This window comes from Nonomuraea sp. NPDC049378 (assembly GCF_055586745.1).
On sequence record NZ_JBVJHP010000017.1, the window covers coordinates 54,909 to 73,877 of the forward strand.

An 18,969-nucleotide genomic window follows, 5' to 3' on the forward strand; every position below is an offset into this window, starting at 1 on the left:
CCCCGTACGACCCCCGGGGCGGGAGGTGAAGACGACTGGCCGGCACTCCGGTGCAGGTGACTGGCACGGTGCTGACGACGCGCCGCGTCGACGCCTACCATGCGCTGACGGTGGTGGCGCCGGGGATAGCCGAGCGCTACCGCCCCGGTCACTTCGTGTCGGTGGCGGTCGGAGGGGCTTACACCTCGATGGTGACGCGCCGGGCGTTCTTCATCCACGACGTCAAGGCCGACTACGGCGGCACGGTCGAACTGGTCTTCACCACCGGCGGGCCCGGCACGGCCTGGCTCGCCGAGCGGCGCGCCCGTGACACGCTCGACCTGGTCGGGCCGCTCGGGCGGCCGTTCCCGCTGCCGCGCGATCCCGCGCACTGCGTGCTGGTGGGTTCCGACTACGGTTCCGCCGTGCTGTTCCCGCTGGCCGACGCGCTGCTGGCGCGGGGCTGCCGGGTGGACTTCGTGATCGGGGGAGCCGAGGCCGAACGGGTCTTCGGGGCGATGCGGGCCCGCAGGATGGCCGAGACGACCACGCTGACCACCCAGGACGGCTCGCTCGGCCTGCGCGGCACCGTCACCGACGCGCTGCCCTCGGTGATCGCCGACACGCGGGCCGACGCCGTCTACGCCTGCGCGCCCATGGCGACGCTGCGGGCGGTGACGGCGGTGGCGATGGAGTTCGACATCCCGGTGCAGGTGGCGGTCGAGGAGTCGATGGCCTGCGGGATCGGGGTGTGCATGACGTGCGTGCTCCCCGTCATCGGCGACGACGGGGCGACGAGGATGGTCAGGGCGTGCGCGGAGGGGCCGGTGTTCCGGGGGGAACGGGTGCGCTTCGAGGACGTGGGAACCATCCCGTTCGACGCGCTGGGCGCCCCCGGAGGCGGAGCACGACATGTCAGTTGATATGCGGACTTTTCTGGCGCATGTGGAGCTGGCGAACCCCATCACCACGGCCGCCGGCTGCGCGTCCTCGGGGCGGGAGCTGGCCCAGTTCTTCGACCTCCACCGGCTCGGCGCGCTGACCACCCGCTCGATCACCATGGCGCCGCGCGCCGGCCGGCCGACCCCGCGGATGGCCGAGACGCCCTCGGGCATGCTCAACTCCGTCGGCCTGCAGGGCCCCGGCATCGACGCGTTCCTGGAGCGCGAGCTGCCCTGGCTGGCCCAGCGGGGCATCAAGACCATCGTCTCGATCGGCGGGGGCACCGTCGCCGAATACTCCGAGCTGGCCCGCAGGCTGGCCGACGCGCCCGGGGTCACCGCACTGGAGATCAACCTCTCCTGCCCGAACATGGAGGACCGCGGCCGCGTCTTCGCCCGCGAGGGCAGCGCGGCGGCCGAGGTGATCGCCTCCGTGCGCTCCATCATGCGCTACGACGTTCCCGTCGTCGCCAAGCTCGCGCCCGACGTCGCCGACATCGTCTCGGTCGCCCGGGCGTGCGTGGACGCCGGCGCCGACGCGCTGTCCATGATCAACAACCCGCTCGGCATGGCCATCGACACCGAGGCGCTGCGGCCCTCGCTCGCCGCCGTCACCGGCGGGCTGTCGGGGCCCGCCGTCCTGCCGCTGGCCGTACGCTGCGTCTGGCAGGTCCACGCCGCGCTGCCCGGAGTCCCGCTGATCGGCATGGGCGGCGTGATGAGCGGCCGGGACGCCTTCCAGCTCGTCCTGGCGGGCGCCTGCGTGGTCGGGGTCGGCACGGCGCTCTTCCACGACCCCTACGCCTGCCTGCGTATCGAGCGCGAGCTCGAAGACCTCCTGAGGGCGCGCGGCCTGCAGCGCCTCGCCGACGCCGTCGGCCTGGCACACCGTCCTCCGGGGAGCGCGCCCCGGCATCTTCTGGTCGACTCCGAGGAGAGCGCTCCGTGAGGTCCGCCGGCCGGCCCGGAAGTGAGCGTCCCGTACCGTCTTCCGGCGGACTTCCGAAGAGAGCGTCCTGTGCCGTCCGGCCGCGGAGGAGAATGCCCCGTGCCGTCTCATGACGGCCGTGGCGGACCAGCGCCCCTGACGTCCCCGCCCGCCATCGCTCCAGCACCTGAGGAGAGCACGTCTTGACTCCCGCACCGATCGCCGTCGCCCTCGACGCACCCGACCTGGAGACCGCAGCCCAGTGGGCGGCCCTCGTGACGCCGCACGTCAGCACGGTCAAGGTGGGCCTGGAGCTCTACCTGCGCTACGGCCCCGACGTGATCGCCTCCGTCAAGGGAGCGAGTGGCGTGCAGGTGTTCCTCGACCTCAAACTGCACGACATCCCCAACACCGTCGCCGGCGCCGCCCGCGCCGTGGCCCGGCTGCGTCCCGCGATCCTGACCGTGCACGCCGCCGGCGGGCCCGCCATGATCAGGGCCGCCGTGGAGGCGGCGCCGCACACCGAGATCGCCGCCGTGACGATTCTCACCTCCTTGACGGAGGCCGACCTCGACCGCGTCGGTCTCGCCGGCCCGGCCGACGCCGCGGTGCGCCGGCTGGCGGCGCTGTCGGTCGAGGCGGGCGCGACGGCGCTCGTGTGCTCGCCCCACGAGGTGTCCGCGGTGCGGGCGGAGGTGGGGGAGGGGATCAGGCTGATCACGCCGGGCGTGCGCCCCGCGGGCGCCGCCACGCAGGACCAGGCGCGCGTGGCCACGCCCGAACAGGCCCTCGCGGACGGCGCCGACCTGCTCGTCATCGGCCGCCCCATCACGGGCTCCCCGGACCCGGGCGCCGCGGCCGCCGCCATCGCCGCCTCTCTCCGCCGTTCCGCCTGACAGGTAACGATCTCCATCCTTTACGGCAAGCCTGGCCTGCCCGCACGCGCCGACGCCGCTCTCCGCCCGTCATGGCCGGTCGTGAAGGCCCACGTGGCACTCGCCGTGACGAGCGCACACTTGACCCGGCCCGTGGCGGACCGGCACCCGGGGACGCGCGCCAGACCGGACCGTGGTGGTCCGCAGCCGGGTACGCGCCCGTGGCCGGTCACGGTGCGCCGATGGCCGCGTACCCGGCAGGTCGAGCGCGTGTCGTGGTGGCCGCAGGACACGCGCCCGGCATTCACGCATGGACCAGGCCGTCATGCCGGGGCCGGGGCGCTGGGCTCCGTGCCGTCGCGGCACAGCGTCGGCCACATGCCGGCGAGACGCCGGGATGTCGCGTCGGTCCCGTGTGGTCGGGCGGTGGCGGCGCCCCCGGCACGGGGTGACGGATGTGGGTTGACGGGCGCGAGTCAGAGGTGGTCGCCGCGCCTGCCCGTGCACCCGCCGCCATGGGTCGGTGGATCATGGACGGGCGGGCAAGACGGATCTTGCCGTCCGGTGCCGCTCACAAGATCATAAGGCATCCCTGAAGCGGTCGCGCACCGATCGCCGAGAAGGTTTCGGCCCAGGTGCGGGCGGCATTTCGGACAATGCTGGACGGCTGTAATGTGATCTTCATTGCGTTTCGCGACATCGTCGCGCGCCGCCGCCCTGAGCGGGAAGTGCGGCAATTCGATCAGCACAATGTGATTTTACAAACACGGACAGTGATGAAGTGCATTTTGTGGCGAGAGAAAGTGCTCTTGACGTTGCTTAGGGGGCGATGACCAGCTAGTTTCCCTTCCCGTCCGAGTACATCGACAGAAATTCGAGGTGACCCGGCGTGGCTCTTCCTCCCCTGACCCCCGAGCAGCGCGCCGCAGCCCTGGAGAAGGCTGCCAAGGCCCGTAAAGAGCGTGCCGAGGTCAAGAACCGGCTCAAGCATGGCGCGGTTTCTCTGGCTGAGGTGCTCAAGGATGGGCAGACCGACGACGTCATCGGCAAGATGAAGGTGTCGGCTTTGTTGGAATCGCTCCCAGGCGTGGGCAAGGTCCGCGCCAAGCAACTCATGGAGCGGCTGGCCATCGCCGAGTCCCGCCGCGTGCGGGGCCTCGGCGCGAACCAGAGGGCCTCCCTCGAGCGCGAGTTCGGTGGCAACGAGAGCTAATCTCTGTTCCACACGAAAGCGCAGGTTCAACGGGGGGTAGGAAGTGGCCGACAGGTCCTGGTCCGGCGACGTCAGTGCCCATGAGACTGTCGGATCGGAAGTGGAGGACGGCTTCCTGCCCCTGTGCGAGAGACGGCTGACGGTCCTTTCCGGGCCGTCGGGCGTCGGCAAGTCCACGGTCGTCGCCGAGCTCCGGCGGGCACACCCCGAAGTGTGGCTGTCGGTCTCGGTGACCACCAGGAGGCCCCGGCCCGGCGAGGCGCACGGGGTCCACTACTACTTCGTCGACGGCGACGAGTTCGACCGGCTCGTGGCGGCCGGTGAGCTGCTCGAATGGGCGGAGTTCGCGGGCAACCGCTACGGCACGCCGCGCGAGCCGGTGCTGAAGAAGCTGGCCGAGGGCGTACCGACCCTGCTCGAGATCGACCTCGAAGGCGCCAGGCAGGTGCGCCGCAGCATGCCGGAGGCGCTGCTGGTCTTCCTGGCCCCGCCCAGCTGGGAGGAGCTGGAGATGCGGCTGCGCGGGCGCGGCACCGAGCCCGAGGACGTCATCGCGCGCCGTCTGGCGGCCGGGCGGATCGAGATGGCCGCCGAATCCGAATTCGACCTCACCCTGGTGAACACGAGTGTCCAAGACGTGTGCCACCGGCTGATAGCCTTGATGACTGACCCTCAGGGGGTCACGACAACCACCAACCGAGAGGTCTGACAATCGTGGCAGGCACCATCCCGGCCGCGGAGGGCATCACCAACCCGCCGATCGACGCGCTGCTCGACATCGTCGACAGCAAATACTCCCTGGTGATCATGGGCGCCAAGCGCGCTCGCCAGATCAACGCCTACTACTCCCAGCTCGGCGAGGGCCTGCTGGAATACGTCGGGCCGCTGGTCGAGACGCATGCTCAGGAGAAGCCGCTGTCCATCGCGCTGCGCGAGGTCTCCGAGGGCCTGCTCAACGCCGAGCCCATCGAAGGCGCGGTCTGACCCCTTCGATGAAGGTCGTCCTGGGCGTCAGCGGCGGCATCGCCGCGTACAAGGCCTGCGAGCTGCTGCGCCTGTTCACCGAGTCGGGGCACGAGGTGCGGGTCGTCCCGACCCGCGACGCCCTGAAGTTCGTGGGCGCGCCCACCTGGGCCGCCCTGTCCGGCAATCCCGTGACCCCCGAGGTGTGGGACGACGTTCACGAGGTGCCCCACGTGCGGATCGGCCAGCAGGCCGACCTCATCGTGGTGGCGCCCGCGACCGCCGACGTGCTCGCCAGGGCGGCGCACGGGCTGGCGGGCGATCTGCTCACCAACACGTTGCTGACCGCGAGATGCCCGGTCGTGTTCGCGCCCGCGATGCACACCGAGATGTGGCAGCATCCCGCCACCCGCGCCAACGTCGCGACGCTGCGCGAGCGCGGCTCGGTCGTGATCGACCCCGCCGCTGGGCGGCTCACCGGCGCCGACAGCGGCCCCGGCCGGCTGCCCGACCCGGCGGAGATCTTCCAGGTCTGCCTGCGCGTGCTGCGCGGCCGGCCGCGCGACCTGTCCGGGCGCAAGGTCGTCGTGTCCGCCGGGGGCACCCGTGAGGCGATCGACCCGGTTCGCTACATCGGCAATCGTTCGTCGGGGCTGCAGGGTTATGCCCTGGCCCGCACGGCCGTCGCCCGCGGGGCCGAGGTGACCCTCATCGCCGCCAACGTCACGCTGCCCGATCCGGCCGGGGCCACGGTGGTGCGGGTGGAGTCCACGGCCGAGCTGCGCCAGGCGGTGCTGGCCGCCTCCGGGGAGGCCGACGTCGTGGTGATGGCGGCGGCCGTGGCGGACTTCCGGCCCGCGACGCGGCACGACGAGAAGATCAAGAAGACGGACGGCGAGCCCGAGTCCATCCACTTGACGAAAAATCCCGACATCCTCGCCGAGCTCGGTCGCCGCCGCCGTCAGGCCCGCGTCCCCGACGCGGCCGGCGTGCCGGACACGGTGGATGTGAGCGGGCCCGTGGTTGTTGCGTCCGGCGAGCCGGCCGGTGGGGCGGCCATTGGGGTGGCCGGTGGGGCGGCGTCCGAGGGCGAGACGGACCGCGGTGTCGCGTCCCGTGATGGCGTGCTGCCTGGCGTCGCGTCCGGTGGTGCGGCGGTTCCCGGTTTCGCGTCCGGTGATGAAGCGGCCCGGCGCGTCGGGACCGGTGGTGAGGGTGGCGCGCGGCCGGAGGCGGCAGCGGGCGGCGCGGTGCGGGAGCCGTACCCCGAGGTGATCGTCGGCTTCGCGGCCGAGACGCACGACGTGCTCGCCAACGGGCAGGCCAAACTCGCACGCAAGGGTTGTGACCTGCTGGTCGTCAACGAGGTGGGTGCGGGCAGGGCGTTCGGCACCTCCGACAACGCGGCCACCGTGCTCGTCGCGGGCGGTGACCCGGTCGAGGTTCCGCTCGGTCCCAAGGAGGATCTCGCCGACGTCGTGTGGGATCTCGTCGCGGCCCGTCTCGCCTGAGCGGGGACCGTACTAACGGTTGCATAAGGGGCGCGGGCGGCGAAGAACGTACAAACCGTGTCAGACCTATTTCCAAATCGCATGTTGCGACACCCCCATACGCCTGCGGATACTTGGGGCAAGGGGGGATGGAATGCCGGTGGGTTCTGCTGTCAGGGATCGTTGTAGGACATTGCTCGGCGACCAAGGGGAGCTCCACTACGTCTTCCCCGCCCACTCGGTGGGAACGACGGAAAGCGGACATTTCCTCATCGTGGTCACCGACGCGGCCATTTCGGTGCTCGCCACCAGGACGCTCAGAAGCGACCGGCCCGTCGCGGTGTTCGCGTCGTTTCCGAGGCGCACGCGGCTGGGCCCCATCCAGCCTGGACCGATAATCGAGCTGGGCTCGATGGCGTTCGAATTCGATGAGGAGTACACCGCGGTGATCAAGGCCGCCGACGCGGAGGTCTTCGCGCCGGAGACCCTTCCCCCGGATCCACTGCCCGACCTGTGATGCCCGACATGCGGTGTGCGGCTTCGCAGCCGGGCGCCGGGTAGGGCTAGACTTCGGCGAAGCCCAGGTCCGCCCGCCGGCCCTGAGCCGTACATACGTCAGCAGCCGCTGCATGAGGAGCCACTGAGTTGTCACGTCGCCTGTTCACCTCCGAGTCGGTCACCGAAGGCCACCCGGACAAGATCGCCGACCAGATCAGTGACGCGATTCTCGACACCATGCTCAAAGACGACCCGAAGAGCCGGGTCGCCGTCGAGACGATGATCACTACCGGCCAGGTCCATGTCGCAGGCGAGGTCACCACCGAGACCTACGTCGACATCCCTGGCGTCATCCGGGAGAAGATCCTTGAGATCGGCTACGACGCCTCCCACAAGGGCTTCGACGGCGCCTCGTGCGGTGTGTCGGTGTCCATCGGCGCGCAGTCGCCCGACATCGCCCAGGGCGTTGACGCCGCCTACGAGCACCGCGAGGGCGAGGACGGCGACGAGCTCGACCGTCAGGGCGCCGGTGACCAGGGCCTCATGTTCGGCTATGCCTGCCGTGAGACCCCCGAGCTGATGCCCCTGCCGATCACGCTGGCCCACCGGCTGGCCCTGCGCCTGTCCCAGGTGCGCAAGAACGGCACGGTCCCCTACCTCCGGCCCGACGGCAAGACCCAGGTCACCATCGAATACGACGGCGACACGCCGATCCGGCTCGACACCGTGGTCGTCTCGACGCAGCACGCCGCCGAGATCGACCTCAAGGAGATGCTGACGCCCGACATCAAGGAGCACGTGGTCGACCCCGTGCTCGCGGAGCTCGACCTCGACACCGAGGGCTACCGCCTGCTGGTCAACCCGACCGGCCGCTTCGAGATCGGCGGCCCGATGGGCGACGCCGGGCTCACCGGGCGCAAGATCATCATTGACACCTACGGCGGCATGGCCCGCCACGGCGGCGGAGCCTTCTCCGGCAAGGACCCGTCCAAGGTCGACCGCTCGGCCGCCTACGCGATGCGCTGGGTCGCCAAGAACGTCGTCGCCGCCGGGCTCGCCGACCGGTGCGAGGTCCAGGTGGCCTACGCGATCGGCAAGGCCAAGCCGGTCGGGCTGTTCGTGGAGTGCTTCGGCACGGAGAAGGTGGCCGTGGAGAAGATCCAGGAGGCCGTCCTCCAGGTGTTCGACCTGCGCCCGGCCGCCATCATCCGCGACCTCGACCTGCTGCGGCCCATCTACTCCGAGACCGCCGCCTACGGGCACTTCGGCCGCGAGGGCTTCTCCTGGGAGTCCACCGACCGCGCCGAGTCCCTGCGCACCGCCGCCGGCCTGTGAGCCTGCGGGCGTCTCGCTCTCCCGGCCGGTCGGCCCTGGGCGCGGGACGCCGCCGGTCCGCATGACGCGCCGGCCCGGGCTCCGCGGGGCCCGGGGCCGGTTCGGCGTACGGCCGGACGGCCCTGGCCGGCCGGCGCATGTTCCCCGGGCGGAGACGGCCGGGGCGTGGTCGTGCCGCCCCCCGGCAGCGCGGGGCGGCTCCCGCCGTGCGACGGGGTCGTGACGCCTGTCCCCGCCTATTCGTGAACGGCCTGCCGGCTGGCGAATCGGATGCCGCATTCCCTGTCCGGGGATGCGGCATCCGGCGTTCGTGCCGCGTGCGGCCGGCGGACGCCGCGGGTGGTGAGGTCTGGTAGACGTAGGGCGTGACCGACTCCGACGACGCCCTTCTGCCGCTCGACGCCGTGCGGCCTCCAGCGTCGTCCAAGGACGCCAAAGGCGCTCCGGTGCCCGCTCCCGAGCGGCCGGTGGCGAGAATCGTCGTGGACAGCCCGCTGCCGCACCTCGACCGTTCTTTCGACTACCTGGTCCCGGCTTCCATGCACGACAAGGCCGAGCCGGGCGTGCGGGTCAGGGTGCGGTTCGCGGGCAAGCTCGTGGACGGGTTCCTGCTGGAGAGGGCCGAGGAGAGCGAGCACGATGGGCGGCTCACGCCCCTCGAACGTGTGGTCTCCCCTGAGCGCGTGCTCACGCCGGAGATCGCCGGGCTGGCCCGTGCCGTCGCCGACCGGTACGCGGGCACCCTGACCGACGTGCTGCGCCTCGCCATCCCGCCGCGCCATGCCAAGGTCGAGGCGGAGACCCCCAAGACCCCGGCTCCGCCCGGGCCGGCTCCCGATGCGCCCGTCCCGGCCGCGCGGGCCACTACCGATACTCGACCCGGACTCGATGATCCCGTCACCGCGGGAAACGCGTCACGTCCCGGAGAGGGGGAGCGGCCTCAGCCCGGTGACGCGACCGCTGCCGTGCCGCCGGGCGGCGAGACCGCCGGTGCGGCGGAGCGGCCCGTCGAGGCCGGCGGTGTGGAAGGACGGCCCCAGCCGGATCAGGTGTCCTCGGCGGAGGAGCCCCCGTCGTCGGAGCAGGTGGGCCGAGGTGCTCAGCAGGCGGTGCAGTCTTACGGCGGGGAGGTGGCGCGGGGGGAGAGCGCCTGGGACGCCTATCCCACCGGGCCCTCCTTCCTGGACGCGTTGCGCGGAGGGCGGGCGCCCCGGGCCGTGTGGTCGGCCCTGCCCGGCGCCCGCGGGTGGGCGAGGGCTATGGCCGAGGCCGTACACGCGACGCTGGACGGCGGCAGGGGAGCGGTCCTGGTGGTGCCCGACGGCAAGGACGTGGCGCTGGCGGACGCCGCATTCGAGCGGGCGCTCGGTCCTGGCAGGCACGTGGCGCTCACGGCCGATCTGGGGCCGGCGGAGCGGTACAGGCGGTGGCTGAAGGTGCTGAGAGGGCAGGTGCGGGCCGTTGTCGGCACCAGGGCCGCCATGTTCGCCCCCGTGGCGGATCTCGGTCTGGTGGCCATCTGGGACGACGGCGACGATCTGCACGCCGAACGCCTGGCCCCGTACCCGCATGCCCGGGAGGTGCTCGGGCTCAGGGCGCACAGGACCGGCGCGGCGATGCTGATCGGCGGGTACGCGCGCACCGCGGAGGCCACGCAGCTCATCGCCTCCCGCTGGGCCAGGCCGATCGTGGCCGCCCGTACGACGATCAGGAGCCTGGCCCCCCGCGTACGCCCGGCGGGTGAGGACGCGGAACTGGCCAAGGACCAGGCGGCGCGGCAGGCCAGGCTGCCGAGCATCGCCTGGCGGGCCCTGCGGGAGGGTCTGGAGACAGGCCCGGTGCTGGTGCAGGTGCCGAGACGCGGCTACCTGCCCGCCCTGGCCTGCCGGCACTGCCGTGCGCCTGCCCGGTGTGTCCTGCCTCCCACCAGGACGGCCGCCTCTGCCCTCCCGTCGAGTGAGAGGTCCCCCGGTTCGGCCATGGCGGGGGCGATCAGGCTCGGCGGCCCGGACCCCCTCACCGAGCCGTCCCCGGCAGGGCCGCCTGGCGGTGCGGGTCCGGTCGGCGGCCCGTCCCAGGCCGCGCAGCCCGGCGCGGGCGCCCGGCGTGAGCACCCCGCCCGCCATGAGGGTGAGCCCGGCCGGGCCGAGGTGACCGGAGCCGGCGGGACGGGCGAGGGCGGGCCGCTGTGCCACGGCCCGCTGGCGCTCAGGGGCGGCCACGCCGCCCCCTACTGCCGCTGGTGCGGCCGGGTGGACGCGCGCTGGCGGTGCCCGTCCTGCGGAAGTCCCCGGCTGCGCGCCGTCGTCACGGGGGCCAGGCGTACGGCGGAGGAACTCGGCAGGGCCTTCCCGTCCGTGCCGGTGCGCACGTCGGGCCGTGACGGCGTGCTGGCCACCGTGCCGTCCACCCGCGCGCTGGTCGTCGCGACCCCCGGCGCGGAGCCCGTGGCCGAAGGGGGGTACGCGGCGGCGGTGCTGCTCGACGGGTGGGCGCTGCTCGGCCGGGCCGATCTGAGGGCGGCCGAGGAGGCGGTGCGCCGCTGGATGAACGCCGCCGCCCTGCTCCGGGCCGCCGCCGAGCTGGTCGTGCTCGGGGACTCCGCACTGCCCGCCGTACAGGCGCTGGTCAGGTGGGACCCCATCACGCACGCCGAGCGTGAGCTCGGAGAGCGGGCCGAGCTAGGTTTCCCGCCCGCGGTGCGGATGGCGACGCTCACGGGTTCGGCGAGCGCGGTCAGGCAGATGCTCGACGAGGTACGCCTGCCTTCCGACGCCCAGGTGCTCGGCCCCGTGCCAGTGGACGAGCCGGGACAGGAACGCGCCATGATCCGGGTGCGCCGGGCCGGGGGCGCCGCGCTGGCGGCCGCGCTCAAGGGCGCCAGCGGGGTGCGCGCGGCGCGCAAGACACCGGAGGTGGTGAGGGTGAGTGTCGACCCGCTCGACCTGATTTAGACCGTTTCCCCGATTCGCTCAACTCATGGCCAGCCGTTAGCGTGCCCCTGTGTCGATCGAATGGGTGAACCAGGCCATCGACGACCTGCGTGCCTGGGGGCGCTCGCGGGACGTCGAGGTGGACGCGGACGAGGTCCGCCTGCTCTGCGACTACGCCAGCGACTACCTCAACGTCAACGAGCCGGGTGACTTCACCCCCGAGACGTTCGATGAGCTGTTGTTGTCCATCTATCCGCGCAAGGTCATCGCGCCGCCGGAGAGCGCGCGTGAGACCGTGTCCGCGGCCCGCACTCTGGTGGCCTACCTCAGCGAGCGCGGCGCGGTCGGCGAGGAGACGGCGGCGCTCATGCGCGGCAGGCTCGACGACATCGAGCCGCGCATGCCGGAGGCCCTCGCCGACCCGGCCAACTTCGGCATGGCCAAGAGCCTGTTCAGCTCCATCGGGCCCGAGTCGCTCGAGCAGTCGATCGCCATCCCGTCCGGCGAGGTGCCCGATCTGGGCGAGGCGCCCTGCGACTGCCCGGGCTGCACGCCCCTGCCGGCCGCCCGGCTGGCCTCCCCCGACGACCTGCGCGCCGGGCTCGCCTCGGTGCCGATGCTGGCCGAGCAGCCACCGGCCGACAGCGGCGGCGACCCGATGGAGGCGTGGGCGCAGGCGGTGGCCCGCATGCTGGAGCCGGGCACGCGGGGCGCCGTCACCGGCTCGGCCGAGCTCGACGAGGGCCTCTACGACCTGTTCGACATGCTCTACCGGCTCCAGGTGCGGGTCCCCGTCACCGTGATCGGCGACTATCTCGACGAGATCGCCGGCGACGGCGGGGCCGACCTCGACGCCGTGCTCGACCGGCTGGCCTGGCACGGCATGATCGAGGTCACGGGCGACACCGCGGAGCTCACGCCGCTGGCGGTGTGGGGGTTGCGCGAGCACTACCTGTCGCTCGGGCTCGACGCCCCGCAGGCGTCCGACCTGGCCGAGGCCGACGCCCGCGGCCTCATCGAAGGGCTGCTCGAAGGCGTCCCCGCCGAGCTGGCCGAGGACGACATCAGCCGCTGGCTGACCGGAAGGGCGGCGGGCGAGGCCGCGGCCGAGCTGCTGGGCGCGGCCTCCGGCGCGCCCGCCGTGGCCCGAGGCATCGCCATCACCATCGTCGACCGGCTCGGGCCCGAGGCCGAGCCGCAGGTGCGCGACTATCTCGACGACCAGGAGCTGCGTCCGCACGCCATCCACTGGCTGGCCGCCAGAGGGCTGCCCGCGCCCCAGCTCACCCAGGAGGAACTGCTCTGGGTCAGCGTCGACATGCTCGCGCTCGCGATGCCTGCGGCCGAGGAGGATCTCGAGGTGTTCGCCGAGAACATGGCCGCCTCCGGCCCGCCCGCCCACATGATCGAGGAGATGTGGCGGGTGGACCATCCCGACGTCGTCGACGTCCTCGAGCTGCTCGGACGCTCCATACCCGACGGCACGGTCGCCAAGGCGGCCCGCAAGGCCGCGTTCAAAGCCCGGTCCCGGGCCATCCGTTGAGTACGCTCATGTGACTCGTGTGCAGTAAGTTTCGTGGGTGGCCAACAATGTCTTCGACCTCGCCGAGCTGCGCAAGCTGATCGATGAGCAGGCCGCCGTGCCGTCACGGCCTCCTGTGGAGACTCCCGTGGAGCATGAGGCGCTGACGTTTCCGCCGGTCCTGCTGGCGTCCGACGCCGAGCTGGCCAAGGCGGTGCCCACGGTCCCGCTGGTCGCCGACGCCATCAGGCTCACGCACTGGGCGGGCACCCGGCAGGTGACCGCCGAGGGGCACCTCGACGAGGCGGCCGCGCGGGCCGCGGCAGGGGAGCTCGGGGTGCCGCTCTCCCGGCTGCGCCTGATCTGGATCGTCGCCGTCAACACCGGGCTGCTGCAGATCCTCGGCGGGCGGGCCTCGCGCGGGCCGCTGTCGATGCAGCTGACCGTCGAGGCCACGCTGGAGTTCTGGGACGGCGTGGTCATGGACGTGCTCGACCGCGCGGACGAGGGCCTGACGGGCTCGGCCGTGGTCGACGGCCACCTGGCCGAGATGCTCGCCACGATCTACTCCGTGCGCTCGGGCGTCGCCACCGCCAACCTCGCCCGCGGCATCCTCCAGTCCCACGAGGTCGCCTGCGCTCCCGGCCCCGTCGAGATGCGCAGGCTCGCCGCGGCGCTGCCCGCCGAGCTGCTGGAGGCGCTGTCGCTGCTGGCCTACTGCGGGCTCGTCGAGCAGACCTCCGCGGGCCGCACCGCCCTCACCCCGATCGGCGTCTGGGCCATCCGCCGCGACCTGCTGCGCGAGGGGCACGACGCGCCGACCGCGGCCGAGGTCGAGGTGTACGCGGACCTGTCCGCCGCCGAGCTGGTCGACGAGCTGGTCAAGGGAGCGGCCACGCAGAGCGCCGTCGCGGGGTGGCTGGAGCGCCGCTCGCCCGAGTCGGCCGCCCGCGCCCTGATCGAGATCGCCGTCTCCGGCACGGCGGGCCAGCGCGGCGCGGTGGGCGCGATCCTGGAAGAGCTCGGCCCGGAGGCTGAGCAGCCCGTCAGGCAGGCGCTCGGCGATCCGCTGATGCGCCGCTACGCCGCCTCGTGGCTGCACATCCGCGACCTCGAGGCGCCGGCGCTCAGCCCGGAGGACCACACCTGGATAGCGGTCGACTCCCTGGCCGCGCTCATGCACCTGTCGGGCCACGCGGCCGGCCGGCTCGACACCCCCGAGCCCGGCGAAGACCTGATCAAGATCGTCGGCGAGATGCCCGCGGTCGGTCACCCCGACACGATCGCGGTGCTCGACATGCTCGCCACCGCCCACGACGACCAGGCTGTGGTCAAGGCTGCGCGCAAGGCCGCGATGAAGGCCCGCTCGCTGGTGCACGACGGTCCGCGCACGACGTCGTAGCACGACGGCCCTGCGCAGGTGAGCGGCCCGCCGCCGGCCGCGGGCGGTGCGGGAGGCCTCTGGCAGGTGACATGCTCTACTAAACTGGGCTGATCCACGTTCGAGAAACGGAGTGACCCCCTTGGCGATCCAGTCGATCCGGCTGTTCGGAGATCCGGTGCTGCGCACCCCGGCGGCCCCGGTCGTCGACTTCGACAAGGAGCTCCGCAAGCTGGTCAAAGACCTCACCGACACGATGATGGACGCCCCGGGCGCGGGCCTGGCGGCGCCGCAGATCGGCGTCGGGCTGCGGGTGTTCACCTACTACGTCGACGATCAGCTCGGCCACCTGATCAATCCCGACCTCGACCTGTCCTCGGAGATCGACGAGGAGGGCGAGGAGGGCTGCCTGTCCTTCCCCGGCCTGTCGTTCCCGACGCCGCGCGCCGTACGCGCCGTGGCCAAGGGCTTCTCCATGCACGGCGAGCCCGTCGTCCTCGAGGGCACCGACCTGATGGCCCGGTGCTTCCAGCACGAGACCGACCACCTCGACGGCATCCTGTTCATCGACCGCATGGACCCCAAGCAGCGCAAGCTCGCCATGAAGGCCGTGCGCGAGGCCGAGTGGAGCGGGCTGTCCGCTCCGGTGATCAAGGCCTCGCCGCACCCCACCGGCGGAAAGGCGCTCTGAGAGCATGCGTCTGGTCTTCGCGGGCACCCCTGCGACGGCGCTGCCGTCGCTGCGCACCCTCATCGACTCGCCCCGGCACGACGTGGTGGCGGTCGTCACCCGTCCCGACGCCCAGTCCGGCCGGGGCCGCAAGGTCCACCCCTCTCCGGTGGCCGAGCTCGCCGAGGAGGCGGGCATCGAGGTGCTGCGCCCGCAGAAGGCCGGCGATCCCGCCTTCCTCGACCGGCTGCGCGCCCTCGAGCCCGACTGCTGCCCGGTGGTCGCCTACGGCGCGCTGCTTCCGCAGTCAGCCCTCGACGTGCCCCGGCACGGCTGGATCAACCTCCACTTCTCGATCCTGCCCGCCTGGCGCGGGGCGGCCCCCGTCCAGCACGCCATCCTGCACGGTGACGAGATCACCGGCGCGAGCACGTTCCAGATCGTCAAGGAGCTCGACGCGGGGCCCGTCTACGGCGTGGTCACCGAGGAGATCCGGGCGTCCGACACGAGCGGCGCCCTGCTGGAACGCCTGTCGGTCTCGGGGGCGGGCCTGCTCGCCGCCACCCTCGACGGCGTCGAGGACGGCGCCCTGGAGGCCCGGCCCCAACCGGCCGAGGGCGTGAGCGTCGCGCCCAAGATCTCCGTCGCCGACGCCCGGGTCGCCTGGGACAGACCAGCCCTCCACATCGACCGGCTGATCCGGGCCTGCACCCCGGGCCCCGGCGCGTGGACCGAGTTCAGAGGGCAGCGGGTGAAACTCGGCCCGGTGCGGGTGCTCGCCGGCGAGCGGCTCGCGCCGGGCGAGATTGCCGCGTCGAAGACCTCGGTCCGGGTGGGGACCGCGACCGACGCGGTGGAGCTCGGCGACGTGCAGCCGCAGGGCAAGCGGCTGATGGGAGCCGTCGAGTGGGCCCGAGGGGTCCGCCCGGAAGGCGAAGAGAGCTTCAAGTGACCCGGCACGGCGCCGGCCAGGCCGCGCGGAAAGTTTGAGGGCATGACGAGCAGGGGGCACCAGGGGGCCGGCGGCAACCGTACGCGCAGGCCCCAGAAGTCGGCGCAGAAGTCGGTGCGGAAGCCGGCGCGCGATCAGGCGCGCAACGCGGCCTTCGACGTCGTGCGCGCCGTCGACGAGCGCGACGCGTACGCCAACCTGCTGCTGCCGCGCCTGCTGCGCGAGCGCGGGATCAGGGGCCGTGACGCGGCGCTGGCCACCGAGCTCGCCTACGGCACGCTGCGGGGCCTCGGCACCTACGACGCGATCATCGAGACGTGCAGTGACCGCACGCCCGATCCCGACGTGCTCGACGCCCTCAGGCTCGGCGCCCACCAGCTGCTGCGCATGCGCGTCCCGCCGCACGCGGCCGTCGGCACCACCGTCGACCTCGTACGCCTGCGCATCGGTGCGGGCGCGGCCAAGTTCGTCAACGCGGTGCTCCGCAAGGTCGGCTCGAGGACGGTCGAGGAGTGGCTGCCGATCGTCGCCCCCGATCCGGCCGACGACCCGGTCGGCCATCTCGCCGTCGCTCACGGACATCCCCGGTGGATCGTCTCCGCGTTCCGCGACGCGCTGGGCGGCCCTGACGAGGTGACCGAGCTGCTCGAGGCCGACAACGCCCGCCCGCTGGTGACGCTGGTCGCCCGGCCGGGGCGCAGCTCGGTGGCGGAGCTGGAGGAGGCGGGCGCCGCGCCGGCCCGTTACTCGCCCTACGCGGCCTACCTGCCTGAGGGCGATCCCGGCCAGATCGCGGCGGTCGGCGAGACGCGCGCCGCCGTGCAGGACGAAGCCAGCCAGCTGGTGGCGCTCGCCCTGACCCGGGTGCCGGTCGAGGGCGAGGGCGAGGAGCGCTGGCTCGACCTGTGCGCGGGGCCCGGCGGCAAGGCCGGGCTGCTGGACGCCATCGCCGTCCACGGGGACCTCGCCGGGCTCGACGCAGGAGCCCCTGGCGCCTTTCCAGGAGGGGCCCGGCTGCTGGCCGCCGACCTGCAGTACCACCGGGCGCGGCTGGTCTGGCAGACCACCAGGGACGCCGGCGTGGTCACCGCCGACGGCACGGAGCCGGCCTGGCGGCAGGGGGTGTTCGACCGGGTCATGCTCGACGCGCCCTGCACCGGGCTCGGCGCGTTGCGGCGGCGTCCTGAGGCGCGCTGGCGGCGCGATCCGGCCGGCATCGGCGACCTGGGCAAGCTGCAGCGGCGGCTGCTCGGCACGGCGCTCGACGCCGTGCGTCCCGGGGGCGTCGTGGCGTACGTGACCTGCTCTCCCCATCTGGCCGAGACCCGGGTCGTGGTCGGCGACGTCGCGGCCCGCAGGGAGGACGTCGAGCAGCTCGACGCGCGCGCCTACCTGCCGGGCGTCGAAGGCCTGGGGGAGGGGCCGCACGCCCAGTTCTGGCCGCACCGGCACGGCACCGACGCCATGTTCCTGGCCGTGCTGCGCAAGCGGCACTGATCGTTGGGCGCGCCGCCCGGCTGACCGTGCCGGCTGACCGTGCCGGCTGACCGTGCCGGCGCGGCGCGAATCACGTCGCCGCGAGCGGCGCGCCGGGCATGACGGCGCGCGGATGGGACACGATGGGCAGGGTGGATCTCCTGGACGAGTTGCACCTGGCGGAGCTCGGGACGATCGTCGGGCTCCAGCGGTGGCCCGAATGGGTCCTGCCGGTGATGAAGCTGGTGTCGGCCCTCGGCACCGACACCTTCTACCTGCTGTGCCTGCCCGTGCTCTACTGGTGCGTCAATCCCGCGTTCGCCCTGCGCCTCGGGCTCACGGTGATGGTGGCGGGCGCCACGAACGCGCTCGCCAAGCTCGCCTGGCACCAGCCGAGGCCGTACTGGATCGACGCCCGCGTCCGCCCGCTCTCCCCGGAGGGGGCGTTCGGGCTGCCGTCGGGGCACGCCCAGAGCGGCACGGCCGGCCTGGGCCGGCTCGCCTCGCTGTCGGGCGGTTCGTGGGCGTGGTGGGCGGCGGGCGGGCTCGTCGGGCTGGTGTGCCTGAGCCGGGTCTACCTCGGCGTGCACTTCATCTCCGACGTCGTGGCCGGAGTGGTGCTCGGTCTGGTCGTGCTGGCGCTCGTCATCACGCTGGAACGCCCCGTGACGGCGTGGTGGCGGCGGCAGGCGCTGTGGGCGCAGCTGGCCGCCTCCGCGGCGCTGTCGTTCGGGCTGATCGGCGCGGCGGCGCTCGTCAACGCCCCCTACTCCGGCTGGTCGCCGCCCGCGGCGTGGAGCCCGGCCGGCGCCATCGACCCCGAGAACCTCGACCGGGTCGTCATCCTCGCAGGGCTGCTGGCCGGCACGCTGGCGGGCACGTCGATCATGCACCGGATCGGCTGGTTCGAGGCGGGCGGGCCGCTCGGCATGCGTGTCGCCCGCTGGCTGCTCGGCACGATCGTCGCCGCGTCCGTCTTCTACGTCATGCGCGAGCAGCTGCCGCAGACCGGCGCCGTCCTGTATGCCGGATACGCGCTGCTGGCGCTCTGGGTGCAGCTGGGAGCGCCGGTGCTGTTCATCAGGCTCGGGCTGATGGCCCCGGCGAGACGGGCGCGGGCCGTTCAATAGACTGGCGCATCATGGCCGTACAGATCTCGCCCAGCATCCTCGCCGCCGACTTCGCCAGGCTCGCCGACGAGGCCGCCGCCGTGCCCAACGCCGACTGGCTGCACGTCGACGTGATGGACTACCACTTCGTGCCCAACCTCACCCTGGGCCTGCCGGTGGTCGAGTCGCTGCGCAAGGCGACCGACAAGCCGCTCGACTGCCACCTCATGATCGCCGAGCCCGACCGCTGGGCGCCTCAGTACGCCGAGGCGGGCGCCGGCAGCGTCACCATCCACGCGGAGGCGGCACGGGCTCCGGTCCGCACGCTGCGCGAGATCCGCGCACTCGGGGCCAGGGCGGGCCTCGCGCTCAACCCGGCCACGGCGGTCGAGCCGTTCGAAGACCTGCTGGGCGAGGTCGACATGCTGCTGCTGATGACCGTCGAGCCGGGGTTCGGCGGGCAGAAGTTCCTCGACGTGGTGCTGCCGAAGCTGCGGCGGGCGCGCGAGCTCGTCGACAAGCACGGCGGGCGCGTGTGGCTGCAGGTGGACGGCGGGGTGACCGGCGAGACCATCGAGCGCTGCGCCGAGGCGGGCGCCGACGTGTTCGTGGCGGGCAGCGCCGTCTTCGGCGCGTCCGACCCCATGGCCGCCGTCGACGGGCTGAGGGCCGCCGCCGAGCGCGCCGCCTCGTGACATGAAATG

General features: G+C 72.8%; 17 protein-coding genes. All 17 read left to right on the forward strand.

Translation table 11 applies throughout. The features are described from left to right. Window positions 1-35 precede the first annotated feature (35 nt). The 17 genes from ACZ6SA_RS33070 to rpe all read left to right on the forward strand — a co-directional run bounded on the left by ACZ6SA_RS33070 (window position 36) and on the right by rpe (window position 18,960). The gene (locus tag ACZ6SA_RS33070; RefSeq protein WP_132510573.1) at window positions 36-902 is read left to right on the forward strand and encodes a dihydroorotate dehydrogenase electron transfer subunit; all 867 of its coding nucleotides are present in this window, start codon (window positions 36-38) and stop codon (window positions 900-902) included. Beyond that, entirely contained in the window at window positions 892-1,869 is a 978-nt protein-coding gene (locus tag ACZ6SA_RS33075) for a dihydroorotate dehydrogenase (RefSeq protein ID WP_347642705.1), read from the forward strand. Before ACZ6SA_RS33070 ends, ACZ6SA_RS33075 begins: the two co-directional genes overlap by 11 nt. Before the next feature lie 182 nt (window positions 1,870-2,051). Then, on the forward strand, window positions 2,052-2,744 hold the full coding sequence (gene pyrF / locus ACZ6SA_RS33080; protein WP_347642706.1) for an orotidine-5'-phosphate decarboxylase: 693 nt from the start codon (window positions 2,052-2,054) through the stop codon (window positions 2,742-2,744). Window positions 2,745-3,612: 868 nt separating this feature from the next. Then, window positions 3,613-3,936 (forward strand): integration host factor, actinobacterial type, encoded by a 324-nt coding sequence (mihF, locus tag ACZ6SA_RS33085; protein WP_020541698.1) that lies wholly within the window; start codon window positions 3,613-3,615, stop codon window positions 3,934-3,936. Window positions 3,937-4,036: 100 nt separating this feature from the next. Continuing rightward, entirely contained in the window at window positions 4,037-4,645 is a 609-nt protein-coding gene (gene gmk, locus ACZ6SA_RS33090; protein WP_347642707.1) for a guanylate kinase, read from the forward strand. 5 nt (window positions 4,646-4,650) lie between these two features. Next, window positions 4,651-4,920, forward strand: coding sequence for a DNA-directed RNA polymerase subunit omega (rpoZ, locus tag ACZ6SA_RS33095; RefSeq protein WP_132510563.1), 270 nt, complete (start codon window positions 4,651-4,653; stop codon window positions 4,918-4,920). 8 nt (window positions 4,921-4,928) lie between these two features. Then, entirely contained in the window at window positions 4,929-6,410 is a 1,482-nt protein-coding gene (coaBC, locus tag ACZ6SA_RS33100) for a bifunctional phosphopantothenoylcysteine decarboxylase/phosphopantothenate--cysteine ligase CoaBC (RefSeq protein ID WP_347642708.1), read from the forward strand. 133 nt (window positions 6,411-6,543) lie between these two features. Continuing rightward, a complete protein-coding gene (locus ACZ6SA_RS33105) occupies window positions 6,544-6,906 on the forward strand; it encodes a hypothetical protein (RefSeq protein ID WP_347642709.1) in 363 nt (120 codons plus the stop codon). A 128-nt stretch (window positions 6,907-7,034) separates the two neighbouring features. Further along, entirely contained in the window at window positions 7,035-8,222 is a 1,188-nt protein-coding gene (gene metK / locus ACZ6SA_RS33110; RefSeq protein WP_347642710.1) for a methionine adenosyltransferase, read from the forward strand. Between the two features lie 365 nt (window positions 8,223-8,587). Further along, the gene (locus tag ACZ6SA_RS33115; RefSeq protein ID WP_465832640.1) at window positions 8,588-11,176 is read left to right on the forward strand and encodes a primosomal protein N'; all 2,589 of its coding nucleotides are present in this window, start codon (window positions 8,588-8,590) and stop codon (window positions 11,174-11,176) included. A gap of 49 nt (window positions 11,177-11,225) precedes the next feature. After that, window positions 11,226-12,698, forward strand: coding sequence for a hypothetical protein (locus tag ACZ6SA_RS33120; protein WP_347642712.1), 1,473 nt, complete (start codon window positions 11,226-11,228; stop codon window positions 12,696-12,698). Between the two features lie 37 nt (window positions 12,699-12,735). After that, a complete protein-coding gene (locus tag ACZ6SA_RS33125; RefSeq protein ID WP_347642713.1) occupies window positions 12,736-14,079 on the forward strand; it encodes a hypothetical protein in 1,344 nt (447 codons plus the stop codon). A 121-nt stretch (window positions 14,080-14,200) separates the two neighbouring features. Next, window positions 14,201-14,749, forward strand: a complete 549-nt coding sequence (gene def, locus ACZ6SA_RS33130; RefSeq protein ID WP_347642714.1) for a peptide deformylase — start codon at window positions 14,201-14,203, stop codon at window positions 14,747-14,749. Window positions 14,750-14,753: 4 nt separating this feature from the next. Beyond that, the gene (gene fmt, locus ACZ6SA_RS33135) at window positions 14,754-15,680 is read left to right on the forward strand and encodes a methionyl-tRNA formyltransferase (RefSeq protein ID WP_465832642.1); all 927 of its coding nucleotides are present in this window, start codon (window positions 14,754-14,756) and stop codon (window positions 15,678-15,680) included. Window positions 15,681-15,722: 42 nt separating this feature from the next. Further along, window positions 15,723-17,177, forward strand: coding sequence for an RsmB/NOP family class I SAM-dependent RNA methyltransferase (locus tag ACZ6SA_RS33140; protein ID WP_465832644.1), 1,455 nt, complete (start codon window positions 15,723-15,725; stop codon window positions 17,175-17,177). Between the two features lie 131 nt (window positions 17,178-17,308). Next, window positions 17,309-18,286, forward strand: coding sequence for a phosphatase PAP2 family protein (locus tag ACZ6SA_RS33145; RefSeq protein ID WP_465832645.1), 978 nt, complete (start codon window positions 17,309-17,311; stop codon window positions 18,284-18,286). Between the two features lie 11 nt (window positions 18,287-18,297). After that, entirely contained in the window at window positions 18,298-18,960 is a 663-nt protein-coding gene (gene rpe / locus ACZ6SA_RS33150) for a ribulose-phosphate 3-epimerase (RefSeq protein ID WP_347642718.1), read from the forward strand. Window positions 18,961-18,969 lie beyond the last annotated feature (9 nt).

Bases quoted from the DNA above. Each gene is read 5' to 3' on its own strand.
- fmt (WP_465832642.1), top strand. From the start codon at position 14,754: ATGCGTCTGGTCTTCGCGGGCACCCCTGCGACGGCGCTGCCGTCGCTG.
- ACZ6SA_RS33075 (WP_347642705.1), top strand. From the start codon at position 892: ATGTCAGTTGATATGCGGACTTTTCTGGCGCATGTGGAGCTGGCGAAC.
- ACZ6SA_RS33140 (WP_465832644.1), top strand. From the start codon at position 15,723: ATGACGAGCAGGGGGCACCAGGGGGCCGGCGGCAACCGTACGCGCAGG.
- ACZ6SA_RS33105 (WP_347642709.1), top strand. From the start codon at position 6,544: ATGCCGGTGGGTTCTGCTGTCAGGGATCGTTGTAGGACATTGCTCGGC.
- rpe (WP_347642718.1), top strand. From the start codon at position 18,298: ATGGCCGTACAGATCTCGCCCAGCATCCTCGCCGCCGACTTCGCCAGG.
- coaBC (WP_347642708.1), top strand. From the start codon at position 4,929: ATGAAGGTCGTCCTGGGCGTCAGCGGCGGCATCGCCGCGTACAAGGCC.